The following is a 15,495-nucleotide window of genomic DNA, read 5'->3' as shown; positions in this document are numbered from 1 at the left end:
TAATTAAAAACTTTCTAATACTTAGTTTGTGTAAATTTCTTCCTTGAGAACACCGACATAGGGAAGATTGCGATATTTTTCATCATAATCAAGACCAAATCCGACTACAAATTCATTAGGAACATCATAGCAGACGTAATCAGCATCAATATCTACAACTCGCCCCTCCGGCTTATCAAAAAGAGTAACAATCTTAATAGACTTAGCCTTACGGTATTTAAACATATCTCGCAAATAAAGGAGTGTTCTTCCTGTATCGATAATATCTTCAACAAAGATGACATCGCGGCCTTCGATATTAGTATCAACATCTTTTAGAATTTTAACTTCACCGCTACTTTGGGTGCCGCCTTGGTAAGATGAAACCACCATAAAGTCAATTTCAATATGGATATCAATATGCTTAATCAATTCAGCCATAAAGGGAACTGCTCCCTTTAAAACGCCAACAAGTAAAGGATTTTTACCTTGGTAATCCTTTGTTAATTGTTTACCAAGTTCCTCAGCCTTAGCTGTGATTTCTTCAGACGAATAAAGCACTTTTTCAATATCATTATCTAAGGTCATAAATCACCAATTTCTTTAGTTTTTATACACAATTTAGCTTTAATTGTAACACACTGGGGAGCTTTTCTCAAATATAAGTGTCCATTGACAAGGACAAAGAGAAGGATGCCATCCTGTTCACCTACAATAGCTTTATTACGCTCTTTTGCTGGAATTTTTTCGTCAATAAAAAGACGGCGTAGCTTCTTATGAAAACTGCCAAAATCAATCTGATCACCAGATCGTCTAGGCCGTAAAATAATAGGTTTCTGACTGGTCAAAGGAATCTCTCCTGTCTGATTAAACTCAAAACTATTTTGACCAATACTGACGATTTTGCCATATTCTAACACTTTCCTTGCAAAAGGGCTATCCGTCTCAGGGCCGATTTTATCAATCCAAAACTGCTCTTTTCTCAAATGTAGATAGTAGTCTGATTTTAGGTAGCTATCTTCCTCCTGCTTGTTTTCTTTCAGCCTGTTTAAGAGAGCTGTAAACTGTTTTCTGGATAACTCCAAATCTGTAAATTGGCTCAAATAATCTTGCAGGAGATAATATTGAACGGCTACGGTTTTCTGCTGAAAAGTCTGCAAATCTGTTGCTTCTAATCCAAAACTCAAATCAGAAAGGGCAGTTAAAAGATAGGCCGCCTCTTGGCCTAATTCTCTGAGAGCTGTTGACAATTTAGGATTTTCTCGAGACAGATTGGGAAGATAGGTATTACGAATCCGATTACGCAGATAATCCCCACTAGTATTAGTCTCGTCCTCAAAATGAAAAACCTGAGGTAGGTCAGACTTTTCAACATTTAAAAAGGGACGAATCAATTGACCTGGACCAAAGTCCTGAATTATTTTCATACCAGTCAAATGCCTGAGTCGACTTCCACGTAAAAGACGCATAAAAATAGTCTCAGCTTGATCGTCCGCATGGTGGGCTGTCACCAGAGCTGTATAGCCCTCTTCCTGCATAATCTGACTAAAAAAGCTATAACGAAAGGAACGTGCAGCTTTTTCTGAAAATTTTCCCGTAAAATTAGTTACAAAAAAGGGGAGCTGATGCTGGTCAGCCCAAGTTCTCAAATAAGCTTCTTCCTCATCAGACTGAATTCGCTGTTTATGATTAACATGGGCAATGCCAATAGAGATGGCTAGATCCTGCTGATGTTGATGTAAGAAATGGAGTAAATTCATTGAATCTACTCCACCGGATACGGCTATTAAGACCTTATTATGGTCAGTAAAATAACCTTCTTTTTGAATGGTTTTTAAAATCTTTTGGTAAATCATTTTAACATTCTGTAGATATCATCAGCAATGGCTGTAATATCGTCATAGCTAGCATTTTCTGTAAAGATAGATAGAACAAAGGGAGTTTCACCATAGACAATAGCCACATCGTGGCGATAATCGTAAGCATCTCCAATCTTATGAGCTACCTTGACAGAGATATCCTTAGAGATTCTCTGATCATCATAGTCAGTTGAAGAGAGGTAGTTGGTAATATCACCATTTTGCTTATAGATAGCCTCCATCATCAGACCGGCTGTCTTAGCAGAAACCTTACGACTCTTCATGTCCCAATCTTGACCAATAGCTGACTTGATGGTTTTATGGAAATCCTTGTCATATTGATGAGCCACATAATAGCCTAAAATATTGGTTGCAACATTGTCAGAAGACCGAGTAATTCTTTTTTCCAAATCTCCAACACTGTATGGCTTATTATCAGCTGTTTTACTAAGATTTCCACTGCCTTCTGGCTTATAAGCATCCTTAAAATCATTAACTGCTGGTGTGTAGGTGAAATTCTGAGTACTTTTAATTTTTCCTTTATTAATTTGTTCCTGCACATAGTAGAGCAAAGGAAGCTTGCTGACGCTGGCAGAATAGATCATCTTATCAGCATTGATTTGAGCAGTCTTGCCAGTATTAAGCTGCTTCACGTAGATACTATACTTATCAGCCTTATTGTACTTAGCCTGCAGCAGGTCTTGTATCAACCTAATTCTATCATCATGCTTAGAAACTGCCTTAGCATCAATCCACCCCTGCCCCTGCACATAAAGGTAGCTGCCATGCTGTGTTTTAGCCCTTTGAGTTACCTGAATTTTACTATAGGTTGGCAGATTTATTTTTTTAGGAATTTGTCCTGCAACGTAAGGTTTGTCGTACAGAGTTACCTTGTCATGGGTCCAATAACTTTTTGACTTTTTAAAAACTTCTTGCTTTTTTATCTGGTCATCATAAAAGTCTCGATAGCTAGCCTTGACATAGTTACCGTTAGCTAATTGGAAAATTGGCATTCCATTTTTATTTTCAAGCAGTCTCTTAATAATAATTTTTGAATCTGGCTGAAGCTGACCAGCTTGTTTAGTTAAGCTAGAATCTAAATAAGTTTTTACCTTGGTGTAAACATTAGGATTAGCAGGAGTTTTAGCAAAATAGACATAGGAAAAATTTCTTGTCGGTCCTTCCTCGTCCTTGGTATTACGATCACCTCTTGCTATCGAAAATGAAACTAGAAAAACTTGCAGTAAAACCAAAAAGGCAAAGAGTTTTACTGTCCCGTTGCCTGTTTTAATCCTCATGAGAGTCCTCCGCTTTTAAGGATTGATTTTTTTGATGGAGCTCCTCTAATTTTTCATCAGAGTAAGCCAAAAACTTCTCAATTGTTTCAATCAAATTTTCCATAATTATTGAGGAACCAATTCCGGGACGATGAACGTAACCTCACCAGAATCAGAATAATGATACTTGGCACGAGCGTATTTTTCAACAAATTCATCATCCTTAAGCTGCTCAGCAAGTTGCTCTTCCTTACTTGTTTGAGCCTTGGTTTTCTTATAATTTGCCTTTAGTTTAACAATTTCTGCTTTTTTATTTTGCAAATCACGGTAACTAGAAACCAGGTTATAGGTTGGTAGAATAAAAAGCAAAATGACAAAAATTAAAGTCCAGCCCATAAAACGATGACGTTTGCGGGCTTCTTCTTCCTCATAGCGCTTGGTCAGGTTATTCTCTTTAATATAATCATTGTTCAGCTGAACAACCTTATCAGTCTTACTCATCCACTGCTACCCTTTTTTCACTCAAAATCTCATACATTTTTTGGGCATCGTCTCTTTTAGTACTGTCTTTCATTTCTAACACGCGCACTGTCAATAGCTTATTACCAAAGCGAATTTCGATTTCATCATTCAACTTGAGGTCAGTTGATGATTTGGCCAAAATTCCATTGACCTTGATACGGCCTTTATCGGCTACTTCCTTGGCAACAGGCCGGCGCTTAATGATACGAGAGACCTTTAAATATTTATCTAATCTCATTTTTTCCTCCAGAACTCGAGAGAAAAGTTCTCTCTCATACCTGTAACTTTCCCTATTTTATCATGAATTTCTAAAAAACGCAGGACTTTACACCCTTTCAGCAGTTTTTCGATTTTTGATTTCTAAAAATTTTTGGCCGAATTTTTTCAATTCCTCTAAAATTTCATAATCTTTTTTCTGACGAACATCAAAAATAACTTCGATTTTACCTTGGTGTTCACTGATCCTAGCCTTTAGATTAGTTACTGATAAAGCTTCAAAATAATCTTGGGTTAAAAAGAGAGCCTGACTGGCTTTTTCAAAACGGACAATCACTTCCGCATTTTTCTTTTCAAGGAATTGAACGAAAACACTGTCCAGATATGACTTAACCAGCCCAATTTCTAACAAATAAGCTACCTGATCAGGGTAATCGCCAAAGCGATCAATCAATTCAGACTGAAGATTTTCATAATCCTCCGGCAAAGAAATTTCTCGAATTCGCTTGTAAATTTCAATTTTTTGCCGCTCATCACTAATGTAATCAGCAGGAAGATAGGCATCAATGCCCAGATTGATTTCAGCATTGCCCTTCTGACGAGTCTGACTTTTTCCTTGCTTATGCTGAATAGCTTCCTCCAGCATCTGTGAATAAAGTTCAAAACCAACCGAATCAATAAAGCCACTCTGTGAAGCTCCCAGAATATTACCCGCTCCGCGAATAGAGAGATCCCGCATAGCAATTTTAAAGCCTGAACCTAGTTCGGTAAAACCTTTGATGGCATCTAACCGCTTTTCAGAAGCTTCTGTCAAAACCTTGTCAGGCTGATACATGAGGTAAGCATAGGCAATTCGATTGCTACGGCCAACCCGTCCCCGTAATTGGTAGAGGGTAGACAGTCCCATTCGATCAGCATTTTCAACAAAAAGGGTATTGACATTAGGCATATCAATGCCTGTTTCAATAATAGTTGTAGCTACCAAGACATCATGAACACCATCTAAAAAATCAAAAAGAGTATTTTCCAACTGAATTTCACTCATCTGACCGTGAACCACACCAATATTAGCTTCAGGAACCAGCTCCTGCAGTTCCATAGCCTTGCGATCGATAGTTTCAACACGATTATAAACGTAGAAAGCTTGACCGCCTCGGCTAATTTCCCGCATGATAGCTTCGCGAATCATACCAGGATTGGTTTCTAAAACATAGGTCTGAACTGGATAACGATTAGTCGGTGGCGTTTCAATGACCGATAAATCCCGAATACCCAACATGGACATGTGTAAGGTCCTAGGAATAGGGGTAGCAGTCAAAGTTAAAACATCAGACTTTTTCTTAAGTTCCTTGAGTTTCTCCTTGTGCTTAACACCAAAACGCTGCTCCTCATCAATAACAATTAGGCCCAAGTCCATAAATTTCAAGTCCTTAGAGAGCAGGCGGTGAGTTCCGATAATAATATCAATTTGCCCCTTAGCCAGAGCAGACAAGGTCTGGCTCTGTTCTTTTTTAGTTTGAAAGCGGCTGAGGACACCAACTTGGACAGCATAATTTTCAAAGCGTTCCTTAAAATTATTATAGTGCTGCTGGGCTAAAACGGTTGTTGGCACTAAAACGGCAACTTGCTTACCATCATTGACTGCCTTGAAAGCTGCCCGCATAGCTACTTCAGTCTTGCCAAAACCAACATCGCCGACTAAAAGCCGATCCATAGGTTTGTCGGATTCCATATCCTGCTTGACTTCTTTGATGGATCTCAATTGGTCATCTGTTTCAACATAGGCAAAATCGTCTTCAAACTCCCTTTGATTGTCATCATCAGCTGAAAAGGCAAAACCTTTGAGTTGACTGCGTTCAGCGTAAAGCTTCAAAAGATCGTCAGCGATATCTTCAACCTGCTTGGAAACTCTTTGCTTAGTCTTTTGGAAACGGCCATCATTAAGCTTATTGATTTTTGGCTCTTTGCCATCGCTGGCCATATATTTGGAGAGCAACTCAATTTGTTCAACTGGAATAGAAATCGTATCAGCATTCTGGTATTGGACCGTCAGGTAGTCTCGGTGCACACCCTGAATTTCAATAGTTTCAATACCAAGAAAACGCCCGATGCCATGGACATTGTGAACAACATAGTCGCCTTTTTGCAGCTCATTATAATCCTTAAGTCGCTCAGCATTGCTGACGTTCTGCCTGCGAATCCGCCGTTTTGGAGTCTTATGGAAAATTTCTTTTTCTGTAATCAGAACCAGTTTTTGATCCGCAAAGTAAAAACCATTGGTCAGAGATCCCTGAGTCAGCTGAGCCTTCCCTTCACGCAAATCATCAGCTGCTACTATTGGCAAGTCACAACCGTACTCCTGAAGACTTTCTTGCAACTTTTCCAGCTTGACTTGCGAATCAGATTGGAGAACAACTGTTGCCCTAGTCTTGAGATAACGATTGACTTCATCCACCAAAAGAGGAATTTGATTGAAAAATTCCTGCATAGCATACTGGGTGAAATTATAGATTTTCTGGAAGCGAATATTGCCCAGTCCTTTGTGAAAATTTGAAAAGAAGCTAGCAGGTTGATAACTTCTCAGGTTCTGAAAGACATCCGCAAAGTAGACCTGACTTGAAAGAGCCTGATGTTGTTGTAAATTTTCGGTCAGATAATTAGCAATTTCTAGATTTAATGTAGCATTGCGCTCAGTTAATTTTTGAAAATCATCAAAGAAAATTGGTGTTCCCTGAGGTAGATAATCTAAAAGGCTATAGGTCTTATCGTAAAAATAAGCCAGAAACTTTTTAAAATCCTGATGCCGATAGCCATCAGCCAGCGTAGTATAAAGACCATCCAAATAGTCCTTAAGTTGGTCATTTTGAACTCGCCCTAGTTCCAACTCTAACTTAGCTAGACCCTTACGCCGATTCTCTTCAGTCAGTATTGCCTCATCAACAGGACTCAAAGTAAAACCTTCTAGATTTTCTAGCGATTTTTGACTCTCAGGATCAAAAATTCGCAAACCATCTAGTTCATCTCCAAAAAATTCCAAACGGTAAGCCTGATCTGTCTGACCATCATAGATATCTAAAATATCCCCCCGCTGGCTAAATTCACCCGGCGAGAATACCTGAGAAACCTTATTATAACCAAGACTGGTCAAAGTCTTGATTAGACTGGCCAAATCATAGTCTTGACCAACTGTGAAAGTCAAAACAAAACGGGCATAGTCCTCAGGTTTAGGCAACAGGACCCTAGCTCCCAAAAGACTAGTCACCAAAATCCCAGATTTGGTTTCATCCAGCAGAAAATTGAGGCTCTCCACTCGAGAAAGAGATTTTTCTTGTGAAGCAACAACAAACTCTGCCCCAACAATATCATCCGCAAAGAATTGATAGACCGAATCATCACCGATGAGACCAATTAGGTCACTGGCTAGATTTTCAGCCTCATTCTGACTAGCCGTCAATATGACTAACTTACCTCGATTAGCCAAAAAATTTCCAGCAATAGCCAGACTCTTACTAGCCCCACTCAAGCCCATAATTAACTGTCGTCCCAGCAGAGCTGTCTTATCCTGCCATTCCTGCAGGTGCTTATTTTGATTAAAAAGATGTAAAAGTGTCTTATCCATTGTATTTTTGCATAGTCTGTTCAAAATCACCAGACTCCAAATAAAAGTTAACCGCAGTAGCTACTCGTTCTAGAGAAGCTAAAATTGTTGCATAATCATCCTGACAAAATGTAGACAGGACATAGTGGACCACCTTTGTCCCAGGATTTGGCCGGCCAATACCAACCTTAATTCGGTCAAATTCCTGTCTACCGATATGCTTGATGATCGATTTAATACCATTATGACCGCCGGCAGATCCTTTTTGTCGGAAGCGAATCTTCCCAACAGCCATATCTAAATCATCATAGATAACCAGTAGATCCTCAATAGCGATATTAAAGTAGGTCAACAGAGCCTGAACAGCCTGACCGCTTTCGTTCATAAAGGTCAGAGGCTTAACAAAATAAACCTTCTCACCGTTAAGAAAGGTTGAACCAACCAAGGCCTTAAAATTTTTATCCTCTGTGAAAGTCACATCTAGATGCTTCACAATCTCATCAATGGCCATAAAGCCAATATTGTGCTTGGTTTTATCGTATTTTGAACCTGGATTTCCCAGACCAACAATCAATTTTGTCATTTTACTTTTCCTATTCCAGAAAGACCAAAAGGACTGGAAGACGGTTCCAGCCTTTGGTTGCTATTACTTTTTTACTTAAACATTGAAACGAAATTCCATGATGTCGCCATCTTGAACCACGTAATCTTTACCTTCTTCACGCAAACGACCAGCTTCCTTAACCGCTTTTTCTGAGCCGTACTTAATCAGATCATCATACGACATAGTAACAGCGCGGATGAAGCCCCGTTCAAAATCTGAGTGAATGATACCAGCAGCTTGCGGAGCCTTAATACCTCGCTTAAAAGTCCAAGCCCGCACTTCTTTTTCCCCAGCAGTAAAGTAGGTGCCAAGACCAAGTAGATGATAGGCTGCGCGTGTCAATTTATCCACACCTGATTCTGTCAAACCAAGATCTTCTAGAAAAAGCTCCTTGTCATCATCATCTAACTCAGAAATCTCTTCCTCAGCACGCGCTGAAATGACGACCACTTCGGCATTTTCTGTCGCTGCAAAATCACGAATTTGCTTAACATAGTCAATACTATCTGGATCAGAAACCTGATCTTCATTGACATTAGCCACATAGAGAACGGGCTTAGCTGTCAGAAGAAAGAGTCCTTTGACAATCTTTTGCTCATCCTCGGTAAACTCAATGGTACGTGCAGACTTACCATCCTCAAGAACGGGCTTGATTTTTTCAAGAACAGCAAATTCAGCAACAGAGTCTTTGTCCTTTTGAGTGCGTGCAACTTTTTCAACACGCGCATAGCGTTTATTGATAGATTCTAGATCAGCCAAGATCAATTCCAAATTAATCGTATCAATATCCGCCAGAGGATCGACAAAAGCACCTTCACGTCCCTGCTCCCGCATGACATTTTCATCATCAAAAGCTCGCACTACATGAACAATAGCATCTACTTCGCGGATATTGGCCAAAAATTTATTTCCAAGACCCTCGCCTTTTGAAGCACCTTTAACAATACCAGCAATATCGGTAAATTCAAAAGTCGTTGGTACTGTTTTTTTAGGTTTAATCAACTCCGTTAATTTTTGCAGACGGCTATCTGGCACCTCAACCATTCCGACATTGGGATCAATAGTGGCAAAAGGATAGTTGGCAGCCTCTGCCCCCGCCTTGGTGATTGCATTAAAAAGCGTTGATTTTCCAACGTTGGGCAAACCAACAATACCAGCTGTTAAAGCCATGAATTTTAGTCTCCGTTCAAATTTTTCAATCATGGTTATTATAGCAAAAAAGTCCGCTATTCAACAGACTTTTATTTTTACTCTTTGCTTCTTTTCTCAATTTTCACAACAATCTGTGTTTTGACAAATAGATCTCCTAAATGACGCTTATCCTTTTTTAAAGATTCCTCCATAAAAATCCATATAATCATAAATAACAAGCAAAACAGAGATCACGCTAGCAATCGATTGTGGGAACATGCTACATTCTGGAATTTTTTCTAAAAGTAAAAACATAAGCCAAGAACCATTAAACATAGAAGGTAGGCAGCAATAGATAATCTAAAAACAGTTTCTTTATTCAATACGGACAAGAATTGGATTATTTGCCATTATTACTTCTCCATTATGCAAATAATTGACAATACTATAAATTAAATCTCAAAAAAGATCGTTAGCATTTTTTGCTCCACCTTAACATTAAATACATTGATTTTCCAACACTGGGCAAACTCAACAATTCCAACTACTGAAACTACGAATTTTAGACTCCATTCGCTCTTCAAACAGAAATTATTATAATAAAAAAACTGCACACCACAAACTTATCTATCTCCTAAAGCACCAGCTAAGGCACCAATAGATAAAAAGATTAAGAAACAAATGATGATAACTAATCCTCGGTTTTTATCACAAAATTCCCAAATATTCATAGGCCGATTATCATCTTTCTCAATAACCCGCTCAATAATTTTCTCTGGCTCCTTACCTAATATTAGCTGGTCTAAACTTACTTGAAAAATCTCCGCCAACTTGACCAAATTGTCTAGATCAGGAGTAGCTTCTCCATTTTCCCACTTGGAAATAGCCTGACGAGAAATAAACAATTCTTGTGCCAAAACCTCTTGAGAGAGATTTTTAGTCGAGCGCAATGATTTTAGTTGTTCTGAAAAAGTCGTCATAATCTTACCTCAATGTTTTAGTTAAATGTTTTCTAACCCTAGAAAAAATAATTAAAGCGGCTAGTAATAAGAATAAGCTATGCATCAAGATAGCTGTATTTGATTCTGAAAATCCCAATAAGACCAACATCATCCGAGTAAAATGAACCCCGCCATGAACAGCTACAGCTGCCCAAGTTGTCTCAAAGATAAATTTCAGCAAATAAGCTAGAAAAGCAAAACTAAAAGCAATGAACATGGTTAAGAGGCCAAATACTAATCCCTCTCTAAAAATATGGAAGGCATGAATTAGGGCAAAGAGTCCGCTAGTTATGAAAAGGGAAACAATCGATGAATACTTAGTTCGTAAAGCTTGGGTCATGTAGCCGCGAAAGACTAGCTCTTCTGGAAATCCTTGAACCAGAAAAGCAGCCGAAAAGGATGTTAAAGTGTAAATGAATATGTTAGCCAAACTAAGTTTTCTTTGAATTTGAAATGGGTTGTCATGGAAAAGAAATCTAGCGATGACCGACCCTAGAACAATTAAAACAGCCGTCAATAGGAAAGAAAGCAAAAATCCTTTGACCGACTTCTTGTTAAAGGACAAATTCAAGACTTTCCAAGTTTGCTTATCCAATACCTTGATAAAAAATAAGGTATAAAATAAATAGCCAAGAACAAAAATTGGACCACTAGAGATATTTCCATACAATCCATTAGATAATAAAGCTAGAAGACTGTTAAAGGGCAAGAATCCAATTGTTGCTAGTAGAACCTTCATTAAGGGCGAGAAAAATGAATCTCTCTTTACTTTCATCATCATGGTAAAACTCCTTTCGTTTTCTAAGCCTAGTATAGACGAGAGAAGCCTATTTTCCTAGCACTTTCACCAGCAACTAGAGGTTGCAAAACTAGTCCAAAGCCTGAAAATAAAAGGAAAGTAATAGTTGCTGATGGCAATTTCTTACAAACTATAAATAAATCTTTCTCTTTTGAGCTGTCAGAGTTACCTGCTGACAGTGGAGAATTTCACCATCAACTGCCAATAAGGTTTTATCTGGAAAAGTCAAAGTCAGACCATCCAGTAACGCATGATTTAAGCAAGAGGAAGTCTCATGTTTTTTTAAGACAAGGGTCAATAAAATCACCAAACGCTGCCAAAAATTTTCCCCTTTAGCATAAACGAGATGCAAATTTGAGTCAAATACCGTCGCACTAGGCCAAATCATAATGCCCCCGCCAAAATAAGTATTATTAGCTAGGGAGAAAAAGTAAATATCCTTAACTTCTAAAAGCTCACCATTCCCCTTCTTAAGCTGAACACTAGCCAGCGGCTTTTTAAAGAGAGATAAAATAGCTATTAAAACATAGGTCATTTTTCCTAGATGAAACCGATTGAGCCCAAACTTAATTTTAGACTGAGCTGCCTGTTTGACTACCCAAGCTGAAAAGCCGAGATCTAGACTATTAAGTAAGGCACCTGTCTGACCTACAAAAATAGTAATTTCTTTTGTATATCCAGTTAAAAGAGTTGCCATAGTCCCATCTAAATCTGGTAGTTGTAAAGCTTTAGCAAAATCATTACCTGAACCAACTGGGTAATAAGCAAAAGGAATGTCCTCTGGTAAATAATAAAGCACCTTAGACAAAGTACCATCACCTCCTAAAATCAGAAGACGATCCTCATCTGTCCAAGAGCTTAGTACATGGTCTACTCGATACTTTTCATCATCCGGACCAGTCGTATAAACTATTTCCTGATCAAGTTGAGGATAATCTTTTTGAATTTTTTCCACAACTTGATGGGCTTTGTGGGGACCAGCATTAGGATTGGCAATAATAAAAAGAGTCATAAGACCTTCTTTAGCTTTCGCTCAAAATCATGGCGACTCATCATGACCACATGGTCACAATTAGTGCAGCGAATCTTGATATCAGCCCCCAAACGCGTCACTTCCCAGCAGTTAGCCTTCTTACCAGTCTCCTTAATGGTGCAGGCATGGGGCTTTTTCATTTCAACCAAAGAACCTACCTGATACATAAATACCTCCAAAATATCTAAATATTAGCCTTATTATAAACAAAATGCCCTAAGCTGACAAATCTATTAAAAAGTCACTAGGTAAGATAAAATGATAGATTTTTAAATTACTAATTAGTGATAAAATTAGAAGAATAATAATAAAAATCAGACTGGCCTAATATTATTAAAATAGTCGATAGTAGCTAACAAATCTAGGGTAATGAATTCTCGTACAGAGAATCGCATTAAGAAAAGCTTATTTCTTACGATAGGATAAAAATAATAAAGAACCTAACCAAATGGCTAGGCACTTTCCAGAGATTATAAAAAGATGCGACAGGCTTGAGACACATAATAAGCTAGACTGTCGTCGTATTCTAAGGCAGTGGAGTTGCCCTAGGGAAAGTAAGTTTAAGAACCACATCGCAGTGGGTGATTGGAAGTACTTATCCCTTTTCATTATTTATAGGGGATAGCGCCTTTCCTAATCAACCGTGCGGGGGTGAGACTACAAAAGAAGAAGCCTGACTAATATCAGACTTCTTTCGGAGATTATGAAAAAGAAAAGTTTATTTAGGATTGACTATAGTATAGCTTTGAGCACTTAATTTCTGCTTAAAACATTTCAAAAATTTAAAAGATTTTCTTAATTCGTCCGAACTGGAGTAATCAGCTGAATAAAGTTTTCCCCATCATCACCTGGTGTCAAGGTAAATGGACGAACTGGCGATATAAAACGAATCCGAACTGTTTCACTTTTAAGAGCCTTGAGAGCTTCAATTAAATAAGTTGGATTGAAACTAATGGTTAAATCACTGCCACTTGTTTCTAAAGTATCGATTTCTTCATTGACTTTCCCAACCTCAGGGGAATTAACATGGGCCGATACCTGACCATTCACAATTTCCAACTTAACAGTACCATTTTGAGTGGCATTGGAAATCAAATGAGCCCGCTCCATAGCTGAGCGAAGATTATTGGTATCAAAGAGAATTTCAGTTTCAAAATCACTGACTAAAAGTCGATCGGTATCTGGATAAGCCCCTTCCAGCATCCGAGCATAAAAAGAAATGGTTTCACTTCTGAAAAGAATTTGACTGCCCGATAGAAAGACTTCAACGGTTTCAATATCATCACTAAAAACAGCTGAAAATTCACGCAGAGAACGGCTTGGTAAAACAACATCAAAGTTATCCCCAGAATTTTCCAAAACAAGTTTACGCTGGCTCATTCGATGAGAATCGGTAGCAACAGCCTTGAAATTCTTATGCTCTGTTAAAACCAAGTGAATCCCTGTTAAAATTGGTCGACTTTCCTGAGTGCTGGCAGCAAAAGCAGTCTCAGCAATCAAAGTCTTCAAAACCTTGGTTTCAAAAATTAAAGGATTGCTAGTCGCAACCTCCTGCAGACGAGGATATTGCTCAACATCTTTCCCTTTGAGGGTAATTTCTGATTTACCGCTGGTCAAAAGGACCTGATTGTGTTCGATTTCTTTAAAATCTAAGCTAACATCTGGCAGACTGGAAACGATATTAATAAAAAAGTTGGCTTCCAGTAAGATACTGCCTGTTTCTGAAATTAAGAGACCAGCATTTTCATCGTTGCTAGCAATTGAGTTTTCAATTGAAATCTGACCGTTAGAACCTGTCAAGGTAATACCAGTTGTATGGACATCAATCTTAAGGCTAGAGAGAATAGGAATAGCATTTTTGCTACTAATAGCTCTTTTAGTGGTATTTAAGGCCTGCAAAAAGAAGGCTTTATTAATTGAAAAATTAATCATGGAAACTCCTTTATAGTATTAAGTATAAGTTTAGTAGTAGTAGTAGGTCTTGTGGAGAGCGTGGAAAAATCGAACTAACCTAGCTAGGATAAGGCTAAGATGTTGTGCACAAGCTGTGGATAAACCTGCTAGAAATACAGCTCATATCCACAAGTCTATTTAATTTTATTTTTGATAGTTTCAATTTCAATCCGAAGACTGTCATCTTGAGTTAACATATTTTTGATTTTGTTATAGGCATGCAGGACAGTCGAATGGTCACGCCCACCGAATTCTTTACCAATCTTAGGCAGACTGTTATCGGTCATCTCTCGTGCCAGATACATAGCGACCTGACGAGCTAGGACAATGTTTTGATTACGTTTGGTCGATTTGATTTCCTTGACAGTTACACCGTAGAATTTACTGACCTGTGTTTGAATTTCTTCAATTGAAATAATATTGATAATTGGCGCATCCTGCTTGCGAGCCCGAATAGCTTCGGCAGCTAAATCAACTGTAATGATATTAGACTGCTTAACAGTAGCTACCAGATTGATATCTTTAAGGGCACCTTCTAGATCACGAACATTGGAATCAAATTGGCCAGCTAAATACTCAATCGTATCCTGAGAAAAGGTGTAAGGAAAGCCTTGCTCAAGGATTTTATTGGTCAAGATAGCAATCCTAGTTTCATAATCTGGCGGCGTAATATCAACTGTTAGTCCCCATTTAAAACGAGTCACCAGCCGCTCTTCCAGATTGTTGAGATGATCAGGTGTCCGATCACTAGTTAAAACAATCTGTTTGTTGTTGGCATGTAAGGCGTTAAAGGTGTTGAAAAATTCTTCCTGAGTGCCTTCCAAAGTCTTCTTGGCTAAAGATTGAATATCATCAATCAGGAGAACATCCAAGCTGCGGAAATTTTCCTTGAGTTCTTCCATAGACTCTAAGCGAATATGGGTGACAAATTCATTGATGAAGTTTTCTGCTGTGATATAGCGAACCCGTGCATTGGGATTATTTTCCAAAACAGTATTACCAATAGCATTGAGTAAGTGAGTTTTCCCCAGACCAGGTCCACCCCAGATAAAAAGAGGATTATAGGTTGTACCAGGACTGTTGGCGACAGCAATCGAAGCTGCCTTGGCCCACTTATTTTCATCTCCTTGAATAAAGTTGTCAAACTGGTACTTGGGGTTTAAATTTGACGGAACGGGAGGCTGAGTCGCCTGGGTAAAGCCCAATTGAGAATAAGCATTTGCCTGTCCCTCCTGATTCGAATTGGCTTTGCTAGCTAGGACATTCTCAATTTCAGCACTTTCAAAAATATATTGGGCTCTAATCTGTGTATTAAAGACTTCGAAGCCAGCAGTAATCAGGACTTGCTGGAGATTTTTCTCCCAAAAAAGTTCCTTCATGCGGTCGATATAAATGATAGCTGTATCATTTTCTACTTTAATCAACTGGGCATCTAGAACAAAAAATTCAAAAGTAGCTTGAGTAAGATGATCCCTAGACAACTCGAGGACCCTATTCCAAAAAATCGTTTCATTTTCTGTCAT

General features: G+C 38.5%; 15 protein-coding genes. All 15 read right to left on the bottom strand.

Annotated features, from left to right (window positions below):
* Positions 1–21 precede the first annotated feature (21 nt).
* A complete protein-coding gene (hpt, locus tag ACFSN5_RS00075; RefSeq protein ID WP_165329455.1) occupies positions 22–567 on the bottom strand; it encodes a hypoxanthine phosphoribosyltransferase in 546 nt (181 codons plus the stop codon).
* On the bottom strand, positions 564–1,835 hold the full coding sequence (gene tilS, locus ACFSN5_RS00070; protein WP_165329456.1) for a tRNA lysidine(34) synthetase TilS: 1,272 nt from the start codon (positions 1,833–1,835) through the stop codon (positions 564–566). The genes hpt and tilS overlap by 4 nt, the downstream gene beginning before the upstream one ends.
* Entirely contained in the window at positions 1,832–3,136 is a 1,305-nt protein-coding gene (locus tag ACFSN5_RS00065) for a serine hydrolase (RefSeq protein ID WP_165329457.1), read from the bottom strand. Before ACFSN5_RS00065 ends, tilS begins: the two co-directional genes overlap by 4 nt.
* The gene (locus ACFSN5_RS00060) at positions 3,126–3,239 is read right to left on the bottom strand and encodes an SP_0009 family protein (RefSeq protein ID WP_165212606.1); all 114 of its coding nucleotides are present in this window, start codon (positions 3,237–3,239) and stop codon (positions 3,126–3,128) included. Before ACFSN5_RS00060 ends, ACFSN5_RS00065 begins: the two co-directional genes overlap by 11 nt.
* 2 nt (positions 3,240–3,241) lie before the next feature.
* Complete coding sequence (locus ACFSN5_RS00055) at positions 3,242–3,616, bottom strand: FtsB family cell division protein (RefSeq protein ID WP_004227453.1); 375 nt, start codon at positions 3,614–3,616, stop codon at positions 3,242–3,244.
* The gene (locus ACFSN5_RS00050; RefSeq protein WP_004228454.1) at positions 3,609–3,875 is read right to left on the bottom strand and encodes an RNA-binding S4 domain-containing protein; all 267 of its coding nucleotides are present in this window, start codon (positions 3,873–3,875) and stop codon (positions 3,609–3,611) included. Before ACFSN5_RS00050 ends, ACFSN5_RS00055 begins: the two co-directional genes overlap by 8 nt.
* Positions 3,876–3,962: 87 nt before the next feature.
* Positions 3,963–7,472 carry a transcription-repair coupling factor gene (gene mfd, locus ACFSN5_RS00045; protein WP_165329458.1) on the bottom strand — a complete coding sequence of 1,170 codons (3,510 nt, stop codon included), beginning with the start codon at positions 7,470–7,472 and terminating at the stop codon, positions 3,963–3,965.
* The gene (gene pth / locus ACFSN5_RS00040) at positions 7,465–8,034 is read right to left on the bottom strand and encodes an aminoacyl-tRNA hydrolase (protein ID WP_165329459.1); all 570 of its coding nucleotides are present in this window, start codon (positions 8,032–8,034) and stop codon (positions 7,465–7,467) included. The genes mfd and pth overlap by 8 nt, the downstream gene beginning before the upstream one ends.
* A gap of 75 nt (positions 8,035–8,109) precedes the next feature.
* Positions 8,110–9,225, bottom strand: a complete 1,116-nt coding sequence (gene ychF / locus ACFSN5_RS00035) for a redox-regulated ATPase YchF (protein ID WP_165212616.1) — start codon at positions 9,223–9,225, stop codon at positions 8,110–8,112.
* A gap of 584 nt (positions 9,226–9,809) precedes the next feature.
* Positions 9,810–10,166: a helix-turn-helix domain-containing protein gene (locus ACFSN5_RS00030; protein WP_165212600.1), complete on the bottom strand. Its 357-nt coding sequence runs from the start codon at positions 10,164–10,166 to the stop codon at positions 9,810–9,812.
* A gap of 4 nt (positions 10,167–10,170) precedes the next feature.
* Entirely contained in the window at positions 10,171–10,968 is a 798-nt protein-coding gene (locus ACFSN5_RS00025; RefSeq protein ID WP_165212598.1) for a CPBP family intramembrane glutamic endopeptidase, read from the bottom strand.
* Between the two features lie 148 nt (positions 10,969–11,116).
* Positions 11,117–11,998: a diacylglycerol/lipid kinase family protein gene (locus ACFSN5_RS00020; RefSeq protein WP_165212596.1), complete on the bottom strand. Its 882-nt coding sequence runs from the start codon at positions 11,996–11,998 to the stop codon at positions 11,117–11,119.
* The gene (locus ACFSN5_RS00015) at positions 11,995–12,186 is read right to left on the bottom strand and encodes a DUF951 domain-containing protein (RefSeq protein ID WP_165212594.1); all 192 of its coding nucleotides are present in this window, start codon (positions 12,184–12,186) and stop codon (positions 11,995–11,997) included. The genes ACFSN5_RS00020 and ACFSN5_RS00015 overlap by 4 nt, the downstream gene beginning before the upstream one ends.
* A gap of 628 nt (positions 12,187–12,814) precedes the next feature.
* A complete protein-coding gene (gene dnaN / locus ACFSN5_RS00010) occupies positions 12,815–13,951 on the bottom strand; it encodes a DNA polymerase III subunit beta (protein WP_165212592.1) in 1,137 nt (378 codons plus the stop codon).
* A gap of 155 nt (positions 13,952–14,106) precedes the next feature.
* The gene (gene dnaA / locus ACFSN5_RS00005) at positions 14,107–15,495 is read right to left on the bottom strand and encodes a chromosomal replication initiator protein DnaA (RefSeq protein WP_165212590.1); all 1,389 of its coding nucleotides are present in this window, start codon (positions 15,493–15,495) and stop codon (positions 14,107–14,109) included.

This window comes from Streptococcus tangpeifui (assembly GCF_044503215.1).
Classification (GTDB): Bacteria; Bacillota; Bacilli; order Lactobacillales; family Streptococcaceae; genus Streptococcus; species Streptococcus tangpeifui.
This window is presented reverse-complemented; position numbering and strand designations above follow the sequence as displayed.

Bases quoted from the DNA above. Each gene is read 5' to 3' on its own strand.
- hpt (WP_165329455.1), bottom strand. From the start codon at position 567: ATGACCTTAGATAATGATATTGAAAAAGTGCTTTATTCGTCTGAAGAA.
- tilS (WP_165329456.1), bottom strand. From the start codon at position 1,835: ATGATTTACCAAAAGATTTTAAAAACCATTCAAAAAGAAGGTTATTTT.
- ACFSN5_RS00065 (WP_165329457.1), bottom strand. From the start codon at position 3,136: ATGAGGATTAAAACAGGCAACGGGACAGTAAAACTCTTTGCCTTTTTG.
- ACFSN5_RS00060 (WP_165212606.1), bottom strand. From the start codon at position 3,239: ATGGAAAATTTGATTGAAACAATTGAGAAGTTTTTGGCTTACTCTGAT.
- ACFSN5_RS00055 (WP_004227453.1), bottom strand. From the start codon at position 3,616: ATGAGTAAGACTGATAAGGTTGTTCAGCTGAACAATGATTATATTAAA.
- ACFSN5_RS00050 (WP_004228454.1), bottom strand. From the start codon at position 3,875: ATGAGATTAGATAAATATTTAAAGGTCTCTCGTATCATTAAGCGCCGG.
- mfd (WP_165329458.1), bottom strand. From the start codon at position 7,472: ATGGATAAGACACTTTTACATCTTTTTAATCAAAATAAGCACCTGCAG.
- pth (WP_165329459.1), bottom strand. From the start codon at position 8,034: ATGACAAAATTGATTGTTGGTCTGGGAAATCCAGGTTCAAAATACGAT.
- ychF (WP_165212616.1), bottom strand. From the start codon at position 9,225: ATGGCTTTAACAGCTGGTATTGTTGGTTTGCCCAACGTTGGAAAATCA.
- ACFSN5_RS00030 (WP_165212600.1), bottom strand. From the start codon at position 10,166: ATGACGACTTTTTCAGAACAACTAAAATCATTGCGCTCGACTAAAAAT.
- ACFSN5_RS00025 (WP_165212598.1), bottom strand. From the start codon at position 10,968: ATGATGATGAAAGTAAAGAGAGATTCATTTTTCTCGCCCTTAATGAAG.
- ACFSN5_RS00020 (WP_165212596.1), bottom strand. From the start codon at position 11,998: ATGACTCTTTTTATTATTGCCAATCCTAATGCTGGTCCCCACAAAGCC.
- ACFSN5_RS00015 (WP_165212594.1), bottom strand. From the start codon at position 12,186: ATGTATCAGGTAGGTTCTTTGGTTGAAATGAAAAAGCCCCATGCCTGC.
- dnaN (WP_165212592.1), bottom strand. From the start codon at position 13,951: ATGATTAATTTTTCAATTAATAAAGCCTTCTTTTTGCAGGCCTTAAAT.
- dnaA (WP_165212590.1), bottom strand. From the start codon at position 15,495: ATGACAGAAAATGAAACGATTTTTTGGAATAGGGTCCTCGAGTTGTCT.